The sequence below is a fragment of the Streptomyces sp. NPDC001443 genome (assembly GCF_053597355.1).
In genome coordinates this window covers 109,384-126,745 of sequence record NZ_JBSFIA010000015.1, presented here as the reverse complement: position 1 = coordinate 126,745, position 17,362 = coordinate 109,384, and the positions used below count along the sequence as shown (strand labels likewise).

Sequence of the window (17,362 nt, the reverse complement as noted above, 5' to 3'; positions counted from 1 at the left end):
CGAGGACGGGGCACCCGGGACACCCGGGCCGGCCTCGCGTCAGTTGCGCGCGGCCGGGGTGTTGGCGGCGGTGACGTTGACGGCGGCCCAGGACCGGTCCACCGCCCGGTACTCGGCGCTGTCCGCCCCGTAGAGGTCCTTCGCCGCCTTCAGCGTCGCGACGCGCGCGTCGTGGAAGTCGGTCGTGGAGACCATGTAGCGGGTCAGGGCGCGGTAGTAGATCGCCGTGGCCTTGGTGCGGCCGATGCCGGTCGCCGGCAGACCGTCGTAGGTCGGCGAGTCGTAGGTGACACCGCCGATCGTCTTCTTGCCGCTGCCTTCGGCGAGCAGGTAGTACGCGTGCGAGGAGACGCCGGAGCCGGCGTGGACCTCGGTGTCGTACACCGCCGGCGACCAGTAGTCGATCGTCCGTTCCAGCGTGTCGAGGGAGGGCTTGTCCAGACGGCGCAGGAACTTCTGGGACAGGCCCAGCTTCTCGCCGATGAGGTAGTTCGGCGGGTTGTTCGCGTTGTTCGCGCTGAACTCGACGTTGGAGCCGAAGACGTCGGCGAGCGACTCGTTGAGCGAGCCGGGCTCGCCGTACTGGTTGCCCTGGCTGTCGACCCGGGTGGGCTCCAGGCCGGCGGTCGCGTCGACGACGCCGTGGGTGAGCTCGTGGCCGGTGACGTCGAGGACGACGAGCGGCTTGTTGAACCAGGTCCCGTCGCCGTCGCCGTACAGCATGCAGTCGCAGTACGGGTCCCAGAACGCGTTGCCCACCTTGTTGCCGAAGTGGACCATGGCGCGGGCGCCTTTGCTGTTGTTCTCGATGCCCTTGCGCCCGAAGGTCTTCTTGTAGAAGTCCAGGGTCTTGGTGACGCCGTACTGGGCGTCGACGGCGGCGCTGGCGCGGTTGGAGACGGCGCCGTTGCCCCACGTGTCGTTCGTGGTGGTGAACTGCTTGCCCTGCGCGAAGTCCTCCAGCTCCAGGCCCTTGGCGTCGCGCGTCTCGGTGCCCCAGCGGGAGGGGTCCTTCAGCACGTAGGTGGTGGCGGCGGTCCGGGTGGTGACCAGCGGGACCTTGCCGACGAAGAGCGAGGAACCGGTCCCGAAGGCGGTCGCCGGGTAGCGGCCCGTGGTCACGGCGGCGGACGACACCGCGGAGGCCGACGAACCGGCGGCCGGGGAGGCGGACCGCTGGGCGGTGCCGACGGCCGGGGAGATCGTCTCACCGCGCTCGCGCAGGGTGGCCAGCAGCCGCGGTGACAGGAACTCGTCCTGGTCGGGGGTGTTGCTGCGCACCGAGCCGGTGACGGCGTCGACGACGACCGTACGGGAGCCGCCGCTCTCGGTGGTGACGCGGCCGCTCACCCGCACCTGGTAGGCGAGGGCGGAGGAGCCGTCGCGGGCGTCGACCACGAGCCGGGCGCTGCCCGCGTCGCCCTTGGCGACCGCGGCGGCCTTCTGCTCGGCCTGTCGCGCGGTGAGCCGGGCCTTGACGGCGGCGGGCCCGACCGTGTGGTCGGCGGCGCGGGTGACACCCGCGTACGCCAGGTTCCGGGTGAGGTGGACGACCAGGTCGCCGCCGAGGACCGGCATCCCCCGGTGCGTGCGGGCGAACCGGACGTGGCGCGCGCCCTCCGGGTCGATCAGCACGTCCTGGGCGTGCAGTTCGTCGCCGGACGTGAGGCCGGTCGCCGAGGCGTGGGCGAAGGCGACGGCCACGGCCGCCCCCACCACGGACGCGGGCGAGGTCGAGGTGGTGCCCGCGGCCGTCCCCGTGGCCGGGGCCGCGAGGGCCGTGCCCGCCAGTCCGGTGGCGGTCGTCGTCACGGCGACGGCCACCGCCAGGCTGCGTATATGGGGTCTACGCACTGCTGAGGGTTCCTTAGTTCACAGACGATCGGGAACACCGACCGCCCTGACACATGGCGGTGAGCGCCATGGGGGCCGGGAGAGCCCCAGAGTGGAACCCTTATGGATCAGTCATGTCCATGTAAAGAGGGAAAGGTCTATTTACCTGCTTTTCATGGCATTACTTTGCAAATCCACCCCGCTCAGTGATCGATGAGCGACCAACTGTGCGTCGAACGTGGAGATATGACGAGACGCGAGAAGGTTGCCCCCGTGCGGGTGTGACACATCTCGCATTGACGTTCGCCCCGTGGAACCCGCATCCCCATCGACCGACGACGGACGAGGAACCGCATGGTCACAACGACGGCCCGAAGAGGTACGGCACTGGCGACGGCGGTCCTGCTGTCGCTCCTGGCGGCACCCGCGCACGCGACACCCCGAGGGGCGAGCCCCACCGTGGCCGCGGCCGCGACCACCCGGCCCGCGCAGCCCGAACCCGATCTCACGGGGCTGCGCGGGGTCCTGCGCACGGCGCAGCAGCAAGGCGCGCCAGGCGCCATGGCCCGGATCGACGACCACGGCACCGTCCGGTGGTCGGCCGTCGGGGTGGCCGACCGCACCACCGGACGGCCGCTGGCCGACGCCGACCGCTTCCGGGTCGGCAGCATCACCAAGACCTTCTCCGCCGTCGTCCTGCTCCAGCTCGTCGACGAGGGCCTGCTGAAACTGGACGACCCGGTCGACCGCCATCTGCCCGGCCTGCTGCCCGACGCCCGGATCACGGTGCGCCAGGTGCTGAGCCACCGCAGCGGCCTGTACGACTACACGAACGACATGTTCGCCGACTCGGTCCGGGGCTTCGAGGCGGTCCGCACCAAGGTCTTCACCTACCGCCAACTGGTGGACCTGTCGCTGCGGCACCCGCGCACCGCCGCGCCCGGTGCCGCCTACTCCTACTCCAACACCAACTTCGTCGTCGCCGGGCTGCTGATCGAGAAGCTCACCGGCCGGCCGGTCGGCACCGTCTACCGGGAGCGGATCTTCGACCCGCTGAAGCTGCGCGACACCTTCTACGTCCATCCCGGCACCGGGATCCCCGGCCGCCACGCCCACGGCTATCTGACCCCCGACCGGGCCGGCGCCCCGCTGGTCGACGCCACCGAGCAGACGGCGTCGTGGGCGCAGAGCGCGGGCGCCGTCATCTCCAGCACCCGGGACCTCGCCACCTTCTACACGGCGCTGCTGCGCGGCCGGCTGACCTCGGCGGCCCGGCTGGCCGAGATGAAGCGGTGGACCGCGGTCGGTCCCACGCAGGGGTACGGGCTCGGACTGCGGCGGCGCGATCTGTCCTGCGGGGTGTCCGTGTACGGGCACACGGGGGCCGTACAGGGCTACTACAGCTACGCGTTCACCACCGGGGACGGCGGCCGCAGCCTCACCGCGCTCGCCACCACCTCCAACAACGGCAAGGTGCTCAACACCATGCTGGGCACCCTGGAGTCCGCGTTCTGCGGTGCGCGCAACCGCGTGGCCGGCGCGGCCGGGCGGGGCTCGTCGGTGGAGCGGCACGAGGACATCGCCCCGGAGGTCGTACTGGACTGACACCGTGCGCGGGGCAACGTGTGCCGGGCGACCTGCGCCGGGCACCGTGCGCCGGGCCAGGAACCTCCGCATCGCGGGGCGCGTTGTCGGATGGAGGGCCCCGGCACGTCCGGCGGGGCCCTGCACCACGACACCAGGGCGGCAGGATGAGCGAGTTGGTCCCCGGCGGCAATGTGCCCCTCCCGGACGGCGCGCTGACCGTCCGGGTGCCCGGCCCGTTCGACGTGTCCGCGCTCGTCACCGACGACAGCGGCCGGGTCCGGGGCGACGGCGACTTCGTCTTCTACAACCAGCCGTCCGCCCCGGGAGCCCGGCTCGGCGGTGACACCCTGCGGATCGACCCGGCCGCGCTGCGCGCCGGAGCCACCCGGGTCACCGTGGTGGTCAGCCCCGCCGACCCCGGCACCTCCCTGGACCGGCTGCCCGCTCCCACCCTGTACGTCACGGACCGGCAGGGCCGCCCGCTCGCCCGGTTCACGCCGCCGCGTCCCCGGCAGGAGACGGTCCTGCTGCTCGCGGAGATATACCGGCGCGGCACCGGCTGGAAACTGCGCGCCGTCGGACAGGGGTACGCGGACGGGCTGGCGGGCCTGGCCCGGGACTTCGGCGTGGACGTCACCGACGAGCCGCCCGGGCCGTCCGCTGCGGTCCCCGCGTCACCGGCGGGCCGTCCGGCACCGCCTCCGGCCCGCCCGACGGCGTCCGCGGTCCGGTCCACGCCCGGCCGTGCTCCCGACCCGGCGGGCGGCCCCGCGCCGGGGCACGGGCCGGGATCCGTGCCCGCCCCCGATCCCGACGGCTTCCTGGACCTGGTCAACTCCGCCCGCGCCCGGGCCGGCTCCCCGCCCGTCACCCTCGACGCCCGGCTGGTCGGCGCGGCGCGCGAGCACGCGGCGGCCATGGCCGCGGCCCGCCGCCTCGGCACCGAGGGACGGGACGGCGTCTCCGTCCACCAGCGCGTCACCGCCACCGGATACGCGTATCTCACCGTCGGCGAGCATCTGGTGTCCGGACCGCGCACCCCTGCCGAGTTCGTCGCCTACTGCCTGGAATCCGACCAGCCCCGGCGCACCCTGGAGGACCCGGTGTTCACCCACGCGGGTCTGGCCCGGGTCCCGGCCGGCGGCGACACCTACTGGACCGCCCTGTGGGCGGCACCGCTCACCGCCGACGGACTGGCCCGCACCGAGGCCGAGGTCGTCGCGCGCACCAACACCGAGCGCGCCCGCGCGGGACTGCGGCCGCTGTCCGCCGATCCGCGACTGGCGACCGCCGCGCGGGCCCACAGCGCGGACATGGTGGCGCGCGCCTTCTACTCCCACACCTCGCCCGAGGGGAGCCAGCCGTGGGACCGCGCCGCCGCGGCGGGCTCCACGCGGCGCTCGATCGGCGAGAACATCGCCTGCGGGCAGCGCTCCCCCGCCGAGGTGGTCGAGGGCTGGATGAACAGTCCGGGGCATCGGGCCAACATCCTCAAACCCGACTTCACCCATATCGGGGTCGGTTTCGCGGGCGGCGGACCTGCGGGAACGTACTGGACCCAGCTCTTCGGCGCCTGAGAGGCAACCTCCCCGCCCGATCCGACGTCTTGATCCACAGCAGACGACGCCCCGGCCGCCAGGACCGGGGCTGATTTCCGGCGCACTATACGCACCATGTATACACGACATGTATACGCGCAATGTATAGACGCGGTGCCGCGTGCGCTCCGGACAGCGACCGACTCCGTGGAAAGGCATCGATGTACGGCAAAGCACACGCCCCCGAGTACCAGGGCGCCCTCACCACCCTCTCCGTGAACTCCTCCCTGGTCGACGTGCTGGCCGCGGGCAGCGAACAGCTCCGGGCCGCCGAACGGTCCGGGCAGCGCGCCGAGGCCGCGCGTTCGGGCCTGGCGGTGGCGGAGGCGCACCGACGACTGGGGCAGGTGCGCGAGGCGGACCTGGCCTGGAAGGCGAGTTACCGCGCGGCCCGGGACGCGGGCGACGTCGCGGCGATGGCCTGGGCGCTGTGGAGCGGCGGCACCCTGGCCCGCCAGCGCGGCGCGTTCCCCCTGGCCCGGCGTCTGCTGGGACTCGCGGCCGAACTCGGTGAGCGCGGCGGCGACGTCGTGGCCCGCGGCTACTCGCTGGCGGGCCTGGCCGAGACCGGCCGCATCCAGGGCGACTACGAGGCGGTGGGGCGGCTGCACGAACAGCTCCTCGCCGAGGCCCGTCGGCGCGGCGAGGCCCGGCACACGGTCTGGGCCCTGGAGGGCATCGCCCAGATGCACCGCAACTCGGGCGCCCACGACACCGCGTACGCCCTGTTCGAGGAGGCGGCGGAGATAGCGGAGCGCGCGGAGGACCGGCGCGGGCACGCCTGGGCGCTGCGCGGGCTCGCCGACGTCGTCTCGGTCCGCGACGGCGACACCGGGCGGGCACTGGCCCTGCTGGCCGAGGCGGAGACGACCTGCCGGGCCATGAACCTGTCGAGCGCGCTCGCCTACAACCACAAGATGCAGGGCAACGTCCTCTATCGCGCCGGGCGTTGGACGGAGGCCCGGGAGCGTTACGAGCTGGCGCTCGACGAGTTCCGCGCCATGGGCGAACCGCGCGGCGAGGCGCTGGCCCGGCTCGGTCTGGCCAAGTCCCTGGCCCGGCTGGGCCGCGACCACGCGGAGACCGCGGCCGAACTGGCCGAGCTGGCCCGGACCCTGGAGCGGATCGGACTGCGGCACGCCCGGCAGATGGTGACCCGGGCGCAGGAGGAGCTGGGCGTCGACCCGGCCCCCCGCGCGGGCACCGGCCCCGGCCCGGAAGCAGGCACCGGCACCGGCACCGGCACCGGCTCCAGCACCAGCACCAGCACCAGCACCAGCACCAGCACCGACGAGGGGACCGCGCGATGACGACGCTGCCCGAGGCCCTCCCCTCGTTCCTCTCCGAAGCCCTCCCCGCGGCGCCGCCCGCCTCCCCCCGGACCGCCGCCGGTGCCCGCGCTCACGCCCCCGCCGCTCCCCACGCCTCCCCCGCCTCCCATGTCCTCGACCGCTGCCGCGCCTTGGTGGATCCGGCGCTGCGGGAGGCCGTGGGCCGGCTGCATCCCTGGCTCGGGGAGATGGCCGCGTACTCCTTCGGCTGGTGCGAGGTCGGTGGTGCGCCGGCCGCGGGCTCCGGCGGCAAGGGGGTGCGGCAGGCGCTGGCCGTGCTGGGCGCGGAGGCAGCCGGCGCGCCGGCCGGGACCGGCGTCCCCGCCGCGGTCGCCGTGGAACTCGTGCACGCCTTCTCCCTGGTGCACGACGACATCATGGACGCCGACGCGACCAGACGCCGCCGCCCCACCGTGTGGAAGGCGTACGGCACGGGTCCCGCGGTGCTCGCGGGGGACGCGCTGTTCGCGCTGGCCGTGGAGACGCTCGCCGCCGCGCCCGGCGGGCCGGGTGCCGTCGGTCCGCTCGCCGCGGCGCTGCGCGACGTGGTGCGCGGGCAGGCGGACGACCTGCTGTTCGCCGAACGTCCGTGGACCGGTCGGCACGGCGTGCGGCCCGCCGAGTACCGGGCGATGGCCGAGGCCAAGACGGGAGCCCTGCTGGGCTGCGCCGCCGCCCTGGGCGCCCGGCTCGGCGGCGCGCCGCCGTCGACGGCGGCCGCGCTCGACCGGGCGGGCCGGCAACTGGGAGTCGCCTTCCAGATCATCGACGACGTGCTGGGCATCTGGGGCGATCCGGCCGTCACCGGCAAGCCCGTGCACGGCGATCTGCGCGAGCGGAAGAAGACGCTGCCCGTGCTGCTCGCCCTCGACGCCCCCGCTCCGGCCGCCCGTCGCCTCGCGGCGCTGCTGGCGGCGGACGGGGACGCGGAGGAGGCGGCGGAGCTGGTCGAGCGGGCCGGCGGTCGCGGGGCGGCGCTGGCCGAGGCCGGGCGGTGCGTCGCCGCCGTGGAGAGGGCGCTCGGCGGCGCGGAGCTGCGCGAGCCGGCCGTCGCCGGTCTGCGGTCCCTGCTGGGGTTCCTGGTGGACCGCGAGCTCTGACTCCGGGCTGTCCTCGTCGCCCACCGGGCGGGGTGCGGCGCGGCACAGAAAATCCGGCGCGGCACTTTTCGTATCGGGCATCTCTTACCGCTGGTTACCGCCAGGTGGACACACCAGTAATCGCTGTCCGGGTTACGCGTGGATGAATTCACGGCGTCCGATCGCGGCACGGCACCGTGGGACCCCGCCCGAGGTGGGAGCGGCGGGCGTGCCGCACTCCGGCCGCCTGACGCATTTTCAGCACCATTGGACCGGACCATTTTTGAACGAAGGACAGGAATTCCCGAGAAGTCGCATCCGATTGAACACACCCCGTCACGGCTCCCGTACCCATGGGAAAGGTGAACTACGCGGGTTGCAGCGAAGGATGACGATGGCCGAGGCGCATGTCTTCACACAGGAGTCGGTGGCCGGGCGGTACCGGCTGCTCGATGTCGTCTCCCGCGAAACGAACCGGATCTGCTGGTACGGCGAGGACCTGGAAGCCCTGCGCCCTTGCCTGCTCACGCAGATCGGGTTCCCGGGCGGCGGGGGGCCCGCGGGCGAGGAGAACGTCCGCCGGACGACGGGCCGCATCATGCGCATGTCGGAGACGCTGGTGCGGCTGTGCCCCGGACGGGTCGTGCCGGTGGTCGACGCCGTCGAGGACCGGGGCGCCCTGTGGACCGTCACGGAGTGGGTCGACGGCACCCCGCTCAGCGAACTCCTCGCCCGGCAGGGCTCCTTCGACCATGTGCGGGCGGCCCGGATCGGGCTGGAACTCCTGGACGTGCTGGAGGCCGCGCACGGTCAGGGAATCACACACGGCGAGCTCAGTCCGGGCCAGGTCCACGTCCCGGACCGGGGGCCGATCATGGTCACCGGCTTCGGACTGGCGGGCGCGACGCTCGCCCCCCGGGTCACGGCGCCGTCGTACGCCTCCCCCGAGCAGGCACGTGACGAACGCATCGGCCCCGCGGCCGATCTGTGGGCGCTGGGCGCGATCCTCTACGCGATGCTCGAGGGGCGTCCGCCGTTCCGGGAACGGGAGCGGCCCGAGGCCACCCTGCGGAGCGTGGACCGGCTGCCGCTGCGCGCCCCGGTGCGCAGCGGACCGCTGACCCAGGCCGTGCAGGGGCTGCTGCGCAAGGACTCCCGGGAACGGCTGAGCCGCGGGCAGCTGCGCGGGATCCTGGAACGCGTCCTCACCGCGGACCCCGACGCGGAGCAGCCCGCCGAACCCGCGCCCCGGCTGCGGGGCGCGTACGCCGCCGTCCGGCACGCCGGTCCGGAGTGGAGCGGCCGGGCCATGGCCGTGGGTACCGGCCTGGCCGTCGTCACCGTCGCGGTCGCCGTGCTGGCCACCACCGGAGGGCCGTCCGGCAGCGACGCCGCGACCGGCTCCCGGTCCCGCCCCTCGGCGTCCTCGGCGGCGTCCGCCACGGCCGGCGCGCCGGACGGTGAAAGACCCGGCGGCACACCGACGACGCCCACACCGTCGTCCTCGGTCTCCGCCACCGCGCTGCCGGCCGGTTTCCGCGTCTACTCCGCGCCGGAGGGCTTCACCGTCGCCCTCCCCGACGGCTGGCAGCCGCTGCGCACCGAGCGCGCGGCCGGTCAGGCCTACCGCGTCACGTTCGGCGCGGCGGGCGATCCGCGCACGCTCGCGGTGACGTACAGCGAGAACGCGGGCCCGGACCCGGTCGCCGTGTGGCGCGACGACGTTCAGCCCAACCTCGCGCAGGACGCGGGGTTCCGGCGGATCGGGCAGATCCGCGCCACGACGTACCAGGGGTACAAGGCCGCCGACATGGAGTGGCTCGCCGACGTGGACGGCACCCGGGTGCGCACCTTCGGCCGCGGCTTCCTGCTCGGCGGGGACCGCAGCTTCTCGCTGCGCTGGACGACGCCCGCCGCCGACTGGGACAGCGCCGCGAACCGGCAGGTGCTGGACGTCGTGCTGCGGACGTTCCGGCCGGGTTCACAGCGATGAACCGCGCGGCGCGCGCAGGGAGCGCAGCCGCCCGCCGTGCAGTGGTTCGGTGGGCCAGCGGGCCGTGAAGGTCCGGTCGTCGAGCGAACAGGTCACCACCAGCCGGTGCGGTGTCTCCAGGAACACCACGTGTGCCTCGAGGGTGCGCGGGCCGGTCCAGCCGCCGCTGACCGCGGTGGGGAGCGGTTCCTCCGTGACGTTCCAGCCGTCCGTCCCGAGGCGGAGCCGATGGGGTTCACCGTCCTCGATGAGGGTCAGCGTCCAGCCGTCCGGGTCCGCCGCGACGGCGACCGAGGTCGGGCCCGGCCGGGCGGCGCGGACACCACCGGCCGGGGTGAACTCGGCACCGGCCCAGTCCTCGGCCCGCGCGGGAGGTGCGCCGAGGCCCGCGGCCGGCGGCAGCGCGAGCGCCGCCAGCCGCTGGGCGAGGTCCGCGTCCGCGCGCGCCCGGCCGGGCAGGGGCGCGGGACCGAAGGCGGGCAGCAGGTGCCGCCAGACCAGGTTCAGCAGGGTCTGCATCTGCACGGTCGCGGCGGTCGTCGCGACCACGGCCTCGTACTCGGGCAGCACCAGGCAGAACTGGCCGTACGCCCCGTCGCCGCGGTAGCCGTGCCGGGACCGCCAGAACTGGAACCCGTAGCCGCGGTCCCAGTCCTGCCGGTCCGCCGCGCCCATGGCACCCGAGGTGGGGATGTGCTCGCGGGTGGCCAGCCGGACCCACTCCCGCGACAGCAGCCGCTCGCCCGCCCAGACCCCGCCGCGCAGATAGAGCTGGCCCAGCCGGGCGACGGTGTCGGTGGTGGCGTGCAGTCCGCTGTAGCCGAGCTCGCGCCCGGCCCGGTCCCGCAGCCACGACACGGCGCCGATGCCGAGCGGGTCCAGCAGCCGGGGCCGCAGGTACTCGGTGAGGGGCTGCCCGGTCACCCGCTGGACGATCGCGGCCAGCGTGTACGTGGTGGGCTGGTTGTAGGCGAAGACCGTGCCCGGGTCGCGTTCCGGTGGCAGCAGCAGAAATCCCCGTACGGGCTCCGCGGCGTCGAGGGCGAGGGAGTCGTGGACGGTCTCGGCGAGGTGTCCACTGGACATGGACGCCACATGCCGGACCCTCATCGCGCGGCTGCGGGCGTCGGTGATGTCGGCCTCGAACTCCGGGAAGTACGAGATCACCGGGTCGTCGAGGTCGATCAGCCCCTCGGCGAGGGCGAACCCGGCGGCCGTCGCGGTGAAGCTCTTGCTGAGCGAGTACAGCAGGTGGGGGCGCTCGGGTGTGTACGGCGCCCACCAGCCGGAGGCGACCAGCCTGCCGTGTCTGACGATCATCAGGCTGTGCGGCTCGATGTCCGGTGCGTCGCGCAGGGCGTCGAGGAAGGCGTGGACGCCGGACGCGTCGACGCCCTCGGCGGCGGGGGTGCTGGTGGGCAGGGCTCGCTCGCTCATACCGGCATCCTCCCCCGGGGCGCGGCCGCGTCCGGCGGAGTCTCTCGTCCGGAGGACGATGTTCTCCGCCCGGGGGACCACGCTTCCCACCCGGAAGGCGACGTTTCCCGCCCGGGGGCGATTGCTTTCCACCCAAAATACGAGGTTTCCCGCTCGGAGCGCGCCAGTCCGGTCCGGCCGCCCGCAGCGCGTCCGGCGGTTTCGCCCGGCGCTCGGGGGCCCGGCGGGCGCACCCGGACCCGACGGATACGCTCCGCCACCCTGTCCGGACACGGGAAATCATCGCCAATGGGTCCATATAGGCTGGTCGGTCTGCACCTGTGCAGACCGACAACCGTGCCGCCACCGATCAGGAGAGCCACCCGTGACCGTAGCGATCGTCCCGCCCGAGACCTCTCCCGCGCCCCTGTCCGACCTGGTGGCGCGCGACGCGCGCGAGTTCGGCGTGTACGCGCGGACCGGCGGCTGGGCCTTCGGCCTGATGGTGGCGCGCAGCGTACGGCCCGGCGGGCAGGGCGCGGACGAGACGGCCAAGGTGTCGGCGAAGGAGTTCGCCGGGCTCGCGGAGTGCTCCGCCGAGCGGGTCATGCGCTACTACAAGGCCTGGGACCGGGCCGCCGACGACGGTGTCGTCCCGCACTTCGAGGCGCTGGCTCCGGGTCAGCGGGTCGAGCTGCCGGACGCCGACCTGTGGACGGGCTACTACGTCTCCCGCTCCAGCGCCACGTCCGAGCGCGGCACCGCCATCGCCGAGGCCGCCGAGGCCGAGGGCATCCGTCCGACGAAGGCGCTGGAGGTGGCCGAGAACCCGACCGCCCTGCGCGCCGCGATCCTCGCCGACCCCTCCACCGCGCGGGCCGCCCGGCAGGCGCTGCTCGACCGCGTCCGGGAGGACCCCGAGCTCCAGACCGAGTGGGCGCGCGACGTCGTACGCACCGACGGTCTCAAGAAGGCGGTGGCCTCCGAGAGCCGGTCCGCCGACCGCATCGGGTACGTGCGCCAGATCGCGGAGTCCGGACAGATCAGGACGCCCGCAGGACAGACCGTCGACGCACCCCTCCCGCTGCGCCAGGAGGCCGAGCGGCACCTGTCGCTGCTGGACGAACTGGAGGACGACGAGGACACCGTCGAATGGGCCACCGACGCCTACGACACCATGAAGTCCCTCGTCGTCGAGGCGGTGGAGGCGGACGCCGGACTGCGGGTCCAGGAACGGCGGACGAAGTTCTACAGCAGCCTCTCGAAGGCCACGAAGGTCTTCGAGGAGCTGACCTTCGACGACGCGGAGGAGTTCTACGAGGACGACATGGTGCAGCGGCTCGAAGAGCTCCAGGCGGCGATCGGCACGGCCATCACCGCGCTGCGCGGCTCGCGCGAGCGGCAGCCGGAGAGCTGAGTAGTCGTACTCATGCCGCCGCCCGCCCGGTGGCACGACGATGGGGCCCTCGCCGACAAGGAGCCCGCTGATGCCCGCTGCTCGTCCCCTCCCCCGCCGTGTCCCGCCCGTCCTGTTCGCCGCCGTGGCGGTGGCCGGTCTCGCCGTGTCCGGCTGGCAGCCGCGCGACCGGACCACCTGGTTCCTGGAGACGGTGTGGGTGTTCGTCGGCCTGCCGCTGGTCGTGCTGACCTGGCGCCGGTTCCCGTTGACCGGTCTGCTGTGCGGTCTGCTGGCGGCGCACTCGCTGGTGCTCGCGCTCGGCGGCCACTACACCTACGCGCAGGTGCCGCTCGGCGACTGGGTGCGGGACACCTTCGCACTGGACCGCAACCCCTACGACCGGTTCGGCCATCTGATGCAGGGCTTCGTCCCGGCCGTGCTGGTGCGGGAGCTGCTCGTCCGCACCTCGCCGCTGCGGGGCAGTCGCTGGCTGGCCCCGCTGACCGTGTGCGCCTGTCTCGCCTTCAGCGCCCTGTTCGAAATGTTCGAGTGGGCGGCGGCGGTGATCGGAGGGCATTCGGCGGACGCCTTCCTGGCCACCCAGGGCGATGTCTGGGACACGCAGTGGGACATGTTCTGCGCGCTGATCGGCGCCACGGTCTCGGTGCTCCTGCTGGGGCGCGTGCACGACCGGCAGCTGGCCGCGCTGCGGCTCAGCGGTCCGTGTGCCGGCGACGCGCCCACAGCGGCAGCACGTACCAGCACAGCGCGTACCAGCTGACCACGACCGCGACCAGATAGGGCACGTAGCCCGCGTGGGTCGCCACCCGCAGGATCAGCAGCAGCGAAGAGGTCATGGTGGCGAGCAGCAGCAGGAGTCCGACGAACGTCATCCGGGCGGCCAGCCGCACCGCCCGGGGCTTGACCCGGCGGCCGGACACGACCCGGTGCAGGGACACCGGACCGATCAGGGCACCCGTCGCGGCGGCGCCCAGGACGACGGTCACGACATAGATGACCTGGTCGGTGTGGGCGAGCTGGGCGTACTTCGGGGTGAAGACGACGGTGAGCAGGAAGCCGAACAGGATCTGCACGCCGGTCTGGGCCACCCGGACCTCCTGGATCAGGTCCTGCCACATCCGGTCCGCCCGTTCCTCCTCGCTCTCGTCCCGCCCGCTGCGCCGGTCCGCCCCGCCCGCCCGGTCCACGCCGTCCACGCCGTCCGACATGATGCCTCCCTGCTCCGGCCGCCGGTGCCGTCCTGCTCCGTGTTCCCCCGGGTACCCATCCCCGCACGGCGGTGACGGTGCGGCGCCCGGCCGGAACCCGGTGCGTTTGCGTCCGGAGCGAGCGGCAAGGCGGATTTCATGAGTGAATCCAGCAAGGACGTGAACGCGCACGCGGCAGCCGCGGCGCAGGGGCGGCAGACCGCCGAGCGGCTGACGGCCCCGGCCGCGCGCACCGCGAAGGCGATGGCCGCGCGGACGGACGACGCCACGGCGGCGGCCAAGAGCGCCGCGAGCCGTGCGGCCGACGCGACGAGCGGACTGGCCCAGTCGGCGGCGAAGGGGGTCGAGGCCGGGCGCCAGGCGATAGTCGTCTCCGCCGGGCAGGTCGCGGCCACCACCCGGACGGCCTGGACGGCCGTCGCCGGCCGCAAGCTCACCGCGGCCGGGGTGGGCGCCGGACTGACCGCGCTGACCACCGTCTCCTATCTGGCGGGACGCCGCTCGCAGCGGCGGGCCCAGGGACCGCTGACCCGGCTGACCGGCGGACGGATCTGAGCCGCGGCGAACCGGGCGCGGGGCGGGCGGGACATCGGCCGTCCCGCGCCCGGTTCGCCGGATCAGCGGTCCGCGGGGACTACCAGCGGCCTTCCACCTGGTCCTTGATCCGGCGGTCGTAGAGCTCGGTGATCGCGGTGAGCGTCGCCTCGGACAGCTCGGGCAGCTTGGCCGCGGTCGCGTTGGCGCGCGCCTGCTCGGGCGAGCGGGCACCGGGGATCACGGTGGTCACACCGGGCTGCTGGACGATCCAGCGCAGCGCCAGCTGGGCCGGGGTGTAGCCCTCGGGGGCGAGGGCCGCGAACTCCGCGGCCGCCTCGACACCGGTCGTGAAGTCGACGCCGGAGAAGGTCTCGCCCTGGTCGAAGGCCTCGCCGTGCCGGTTGTAGGTGCGGTGGTCGTTCGCGGCGAAGACCGTGTCCTTGGTGTACTTGCCCGACAGCAGGCCGGAGGCGAGCGGTACCCGGGCGATGATGCCGACGCCTGCCGCGCGGGCGGCCGGGAGCACCTCGCGCAGTGGCTTCATGCGGAACGGGTTGAGGATGATCTGCACGCTCGCCACGTTCGGCCGGGCGATCGCGGTCAGTGCCTCCGCGCAGGTCTCCACGCTGACCCCGTACGAGGCGATGCGCTCCTCCTCGACCAGGGTGTCGAGGGCGTCGAAGACCTCGTCGGAGGAGTAGACGGGCGTCGGCGGACAGTGGAGCTGCACCAGGTCGATGCGGTCGACGCCGAGGTTGCGCCGGGAACGGTCGTTCCAGGCCCGGAAGTTGTCCAGGACGTAGTTCTCGGGGATCTGGTCGACCCGGCGGCCCATCTTGGTGGCGACCTCCACGTGCAGGTCCGGCCGGCCGCTGAGGAAGGCGGCGACGGTCTGCTCGCTGCGCCCGTCGCCGTACACGTCGGCGGTGTCGAAGAAGGTCACTCCCGACTCGGCCGCCGCCTCCAGTACCGCGAGGGCTTCCTTGTCGTCCACGTCGCCCCAGTCGGCGCCCAGCTGCCATGTGCCGAGGCCGACGACGGATGCGTGCCGGCCCGACCTTCCGAATTCGCGCTCGTCCATGCCGTCAGTCTGTCATCCGTCGCACCCCGGCGCGGAACGGGCGCCTCCGACCCCGGCCTGCGCTTCCTCCACTCGCACGAGTACGAGCCCGGGAATGAACACGGGTGTGAAGGGGCGTCAGGGCGTCAGCTGGGCCTGTACGGCCGGGGCGTAGCGGTCGACGAGTTCGTCGAGCCCGGCCGCCCGGAGTTCGGCGCCTCGGGCGATGCCGAACATCACGCCCAGACCGAGCAGGGCGGCCAGCGCGAGTTCGGCGCGCAGCCCCGCGTCGGGGCCGTCCAGGCGGGCGGCCAGCCGGACGGTGACCTGGCTGCGGAAGTTGGCGCGCAGCACCTCGCCGTGCTCTCCGTGCAGGGGCGCGAAGACGATCCGCAGCAAGGGGTCCGTGCCCCACTCGACCTGGCTCTCCAGGACGTACCGGACCATGTGGCGGCCGAGTTCGCGCAACGGGGCGTCCAGCAGGCCACCCGCGTCGGTCTCGAAGGACATCACGCGGGCGAACAGGGCGTCCTTGTTGCCGAAGTACTTCAGGATCAGCGGCGGGCTCACTCCGGCACGCTCGGCGACCGCCTTGAGCGTGATGTCGGCGTGGGCGTGCCGGGCGAGCAGGTACCGGGCGGCGCGCAGGATGGCCGCCTTGGTCGCCTCGGCGTCCCGGCGGCCGGGGGCAGGACCCGTGGGATCCGACGGCAGGGCGGAGTCGGACGGTGTGGCGGAGTCGGACGGAGTGGCGGAGTCGGACGGAGTGGTGCGCACGGCACTCATGCTCCCTCCTTCACCCCGTCCCGCACCGACCGGGTCCTGCCCCGGGTCCGCCGGACCCCGTCGGGCGAGCGGTCGCCGGGGATGCTCAGCGCCACCGCGCTCGCCACCAGGGCGACCAGGCCGGCGATCGAGAACGCCATCAGATAGCCGTGCAGCGTCGGCACCGGGACGCCGCCGACGGGGCTGGTGTGCCGGACCAGCACCGCCGCGACGGCGGCGCTGGAGACGGCCTGGCCGATGGTGCGCATCAGGACGTTGACGCCGTTGGCGGAGGCGGTCTGATCGGCGGGCACGGCGTGCAGGATCAGGGACGGCAGCGCGGAGTACGCGAGGGTCGTACCGGTCGCCACGACCGCGGCGCCCACCATGATCATCCAGAGCTGGTGGCTGTCCGCGATGCGCACCGCGTAGCCGGCCGCGATGACCGCGGTCCCGAGGGCCAGGGTGACGCGTGGTCCGCGGGCCGCGGAGATACGGGCCGAGAGCGGCGAGAACAGCAGCATGATGATGCCGCTCGGCAGCAGGACGAGACCGGTCTGGACGATGGACAGGCCTAGCCCGTAACCCGTGGCCTCGGGCGCCTGCACGAGCTGGGCCGTCACCAGGGTGTTGGCGTAGAAGGCGAACCCGGTCAGCAGGGCGGCCGCGTGGGACAGACCGACCTTGGGGCGGGTCACCAGGCGCAGGTCCACCAGCGGCTGCCGGGCGCGCAACTGCTGCCACCACCACAGGCCGAGGACGACGGCCGCGGTGAGGAACAGCCCCGTGATCCGCGGGCTGCCCCAGCCCCACTGGCCGCCCTGGGACACGCCCAGCAGCAGGCAGATCAGTCCGACGGCCAGCCCCAGCGCCCCGGCGACGTCGAACCGGCCGGACGAACGGACCGGTGACTCCGGCACCGCCCACCGGATCAGCGCGACGCCGGACGCGCCCAGCGCCGAAGTCACCCAGAACATGACGTGCCAGTTGGTGTACTGCACGATCAGGGCCGCGGCCGGCAGGCCCAGGGCCGCGCCGATGCCCACGGTCGAGCTCATCAGCGCCACCGCCGAGCCCCGGCGCTCCGGGGGCAGTTCGTCGCGCAGGATGCTGATCGACAGCGGTACGACGGCGGTCGCGGCGCCCTGGAGGGTGCGGGCGGCGATGAGGACGCGGATGTCGGAGGTGAGGGCGCAGGTCACGGAGCCGAGGGTCATCAGGGCGAGGGCCGCGAGCAGCACCCCCCGTTTGCCGTACATGTCACCCGCCCGGCCGAGCACCGGGGTGAGCACCGCGCCGGACAGGAGGGTCGCCGTGACCATCCAGGAGACCGTGCCCGGCGCGGCTCCGGTGAGCCGGGGCAGGTCAGGGAGCAGAGGCACGACGACCGTCTGCATGACGGCCATGAGGGTGCCGCCGAAGGCGAGCGCCGGGATGGTGAGCCGTTCCCGCAGGCTCCCGGAACCACCGGCCGGGGGCCCGCCGACCGGGGCGGACGGGTCGGATATCGGGGCGGACGACGCCATGGGCACTCC

General features: G+C 73.7%; 14 protein-coding genes. 8 read left to right on the top strand and 6 right to left on the bottom strand.

Features of this window, described 5'->3' with window-relative positions; translation table 11 throughout:
* Window positions 1–39 precede the first annotated feature (39 nt).
* Complete coding sequence (locus tag ACWC24_RS18060; protein WP_450663798.1) at window positions 40–1,854, bottom strand: M4 family metallopeptidase; 1,815 nt, start codon at window positions 1,852–1,854, stop codon at window positions 40–42.
* Window positions 1,855–2,187: 333 nt separating this feature from the next.
* Here ACWC24_RS18060 and ACWC24_RS18055 point away from each other — a divergent pair, with 333 nt between their 5' ends.
* The 5 genes from ACWC24_RS18055 (at window position 2,188) to ACWC24_RS18035 (ending at window position 9,421) form a co-directional block, all read left to right on the top strand.
* The gene (locus tag ACWC24_RS18055; protein ID WP_450663797.1) at window positions 2,188–3,438 is read left to right on the top strand and encodes a serine hydrolase domain-containing protein; all 1,251 of its coding nucleotides are present in this window, start codon (window positions 2,188–2,190) and stop codon (window positions 3,436–3,438) included.
* 146 nt (window positions 3,439–3,584) lie between these two features.
* Window positions 3,585–4,997 (top strand): CAP domain-containing protein, encoded by a 1,413-nt coding sequence (locus tag ACWC24_RS18050; RefSeq protein WP_450663796.1) that lies wholly within the window; start codon window positions 3,585–3,587, stop codon window positions 4,995–4,997.
* A gap of 182 nt (window positions 4,998–5,179) precedes the next feature.
* Window positions 5,180–6,328, top strand: a complete 1,149-nt coding sequence (locus ACWC24_RS18045) for a tetratricopeptide repeat protein (protein ID WP_450663795.1) — start codon at window positions 5,180–5,182, stop codon at window positions 6,326–6,328.
* The gene (locus ACWC24_RS18040; RefSeq protein ID WP_450663794.1) at window positions 6,325–7,449 is read left to right on the top strand and encodes a polyprenyl synthetase family protein; all 1,125 of its coding nucleotides are present in this window, start codon (window positions 6,325–6,327) and stop codon (window positions 7,447–7,449) included. The genes ACWC24_RS18045 and ACWC24_RS18040 overlap by 4 nt, the downstream gene beginning before the upstream one ends.
* A gap of 367 nt (window positions 7,450–7,816) precedes the next feature.
* Complete coding sequence (locus ACWC24_RS18035; protein WP_450663838.1) at window positions 7,817–9,421, top strand: protein kinase domain-containing protein; 1,605 nt, start codon at window positions 7,817–7,819, stop codon at window positions 9,419–9,421.
* Here ACWC24_RS18035 and ACWC24_RS18030 read toward each other — a convergent pair.
* A complete protein-coding gene (locus tag ACWC24_RS18030) occupies window positions 9,410–10,858 on the bottom strand; it encodes a serine hydrolase domain-containing protein (RefSeq protein ID WP_450663793.1) in 1,449 nt (482 codons plus the stop codon). The two genes, ACWC24_RS18035 and ACWC24_RS18030, sit on opposite strands and share 12 nt — an antisense overlap.
* Before the next feature lie 364 nt (window positions 10,859–11,222).
* Here ACWC24_RS18030 and ACWC24_RS18025 point away from each other — a divergent pair, with 364 nt between their 5' ends.
* Complete coding sequence (locus ACWC24_RS18025; RefSeq protein ID WP_450663792.1) at window positions 11,223–12,254, top strand: hypothetical protein; 1,032 nt, start codon at window positions 11,223–11,225, stop codon at window positions 12,252–12,254.
* 70 nt (window positions 12,255–12,324) lie between these two features.
* Window positions 12,325–13,017 (top strand): DUF2238 domain-containing protein, encoded by a 693-nt coding sequence (locus tag ACWC24_RS18020; RefSeq protein WP_450663791.1) that lies wholly within the window; start codon window positions 12,325–12,327, stop codon window positions 13,015–13,017.
* Here ACWC24_RS18020 and ACWC24_RS18015 read toward each other — a convergent pair.
* The gene (locus ACWC24_RS18015; RefSeq protein ID WP_450663790.1) at window positions 12,950–13,465 is read right to left on the bottom strand and encodes a DUF6328 family protein; all 516 of its coding nucleotides are present in this window, start codon (window positions 13,463–13,465) and stop codon (window positions 12,950–12,952) included. The genes ACWC24_RS18020 and ACWC24_RS18015 overlap by 68 nt on opposite strands.
* Window positions 13,466–13,603: 138 nt before the next feature.
* Between ACWC24_RS18015 and ACWC24_RS18010 the strand changes: the two genes are divergently transcribed.
* Complete coding sequence (locus tag ACWC24_RS18010) at window positions 13,604–14,020, top strand: hypothetical protein (RefSeq protein ID WP_450663789.1); 417 nt, start codon at window positions 13,604–13,606, stop codon at window positions 14,018–14,020.
* A gap of 79 nt (window positions 14,021–14,099) precedes the next feature.
* Here the strand turns inward: ACWC24_RS18010 and ACWC24_RS18005 are convergent, their stop codons facing one another.
* The 3 genes from ACWC24_RS18005 to ACWC24_RS17995 all read right to left on the bottom strand — a co-directional run bounded on the left by ACWC24_RS18005 (window position 14,100) and on the right by ACWC24_RS17995 (window position 17,353).
* Entirely contained in the window at window positions 14,100–15,083 is a 984-nt protein-coding gene (locus ACWC24_RS18005; RefSeq protein WP_450663788.1) for an aldo/keto reductase, read from the bottom strand.
* A 117-nt stretch (window positions 15,084–15,200) separates the two neighbouring features.
* On the bottom strand, window positions 15,201–15,848 hold the full coding sequence (locus ACWC24_RS18000; RefSeq protein WP_450663787.1) for a TetR/AcrR family transcriptional regulator: 648 nt from the start codon (window positions 15,846–15,848) through the stop codon (window positions 15,201–15,203).
* Complete coding sequence (locus ACWC24_RS17995; RefSeq protein WP_450663786.1) at window positions 15,845–17,353, bottom strand: MFS transporter; 1,509 nt, start codon at window positions 17,351–17,353, stop codon at window positions 15,845–15,847. The genes ACWC24_RS18000 and ACWC24_RS17995 overlap by 4 nt, the downstream gene beginning before the upstream one ends.
* Window positions 17,354–17,362 lie beyond the last annotated feature (9 nt).

What these genes read in the sequence shown, in the direction of transcription:
- ACWC24_RS18005 (WP_450663788.1), bottom strand. Translation starts at nt 15,083, where the DNA reads ATGGACGAGCGCGAATTCGGAAGGTCGGGCCGGCACGCATCCGTCGTC.
- ACWC24_RS18000 (WP_450663787.1), bottom strand. Translation starts at nt 15,848, where the DNA reads ATGAGTGCCGTGCGCACCACTCCGTCCGACTCCGCCACTCCGTCCGAC.
- ACWC24_RS18020 (WP_450663791.1), top strand. Translation starts at nt 12,325, where the DNA reads ATGCCCGCTGCTCGTCCCCTCCCCCGCCGTGTCCCGCCCGTCCTGTTC.
- ACWC24_RS18010 (WP_450663789.1), top strand. Translation starts at nt 13,604, where the DNA reads ATGAGTGAATCCAGCAAGGACGTGAACGCGCACGCGGCAGCCGCGGCG.
- ACWC24_RS18055 (WP_450663797.1), top strand. Translation starts at nt 2,188, where the DNA reads ATGGTCACAACGACGGCCCGAAGAGGTACGGCACTGGCGACGGCGGTC.
- ACWC24_RS18030 (WP_450663793.1), bottom strand. Translation starts at nt 10,858, where the DNA reads ATGAGCGAGCGAGCCCTGCCCACCAGCACCCCCGCCGCCGAGGGCGTC.
- ACWC24_RS17995 (WP_450663786.1), bottom strand. Translation starts at nt 17,353, where the DNA reads ATGGCGTCGTCCGCCCCGATATCCGACCCGTCCGCCCCGGTCGGCGGG.
- ACWC24_RS18015 (WP_450663790.1), bottom strand. Translation starts at nt 13,465, where the DNA reads ATGTCGGACGGCGTGGACGGCGTGGACCGGGCGGGCGGGGCGGACCGG.
- ACWC24_RS18040 (WP_450663794.1), top strand. Translation starts at nt 6,325, where the DNA reads ATGACGACGCTGCCCGAGGCCCTCCCCTCGTTCCTCTCCGAAGCCCTC.
- ACWC24_RS18050 (WP_450663796.1), top strand. Translation starts at nt 3,585, where the DNA reads ATGAGCGAGTTGGTCCCCGGCGGCAATGTGCCCCTCCCGGACGGCGCG.
- ACWC24_RS18045 (WP_450663795.1), top strand. Translation starts at nt 5,180, where the DNA reads ATGTACGGCAAAGCACACGCCCCCGAGTACCAGGGCGCCCTCACCACC.
- ACWC24_RS18035 (WP_450663838.1), top strand. Translation starts at nt 7,817, where the DNA reads ATGACGATGGCCGAGGCGCATGTCTTCACACAGGAGTCGGTGGCCGGG.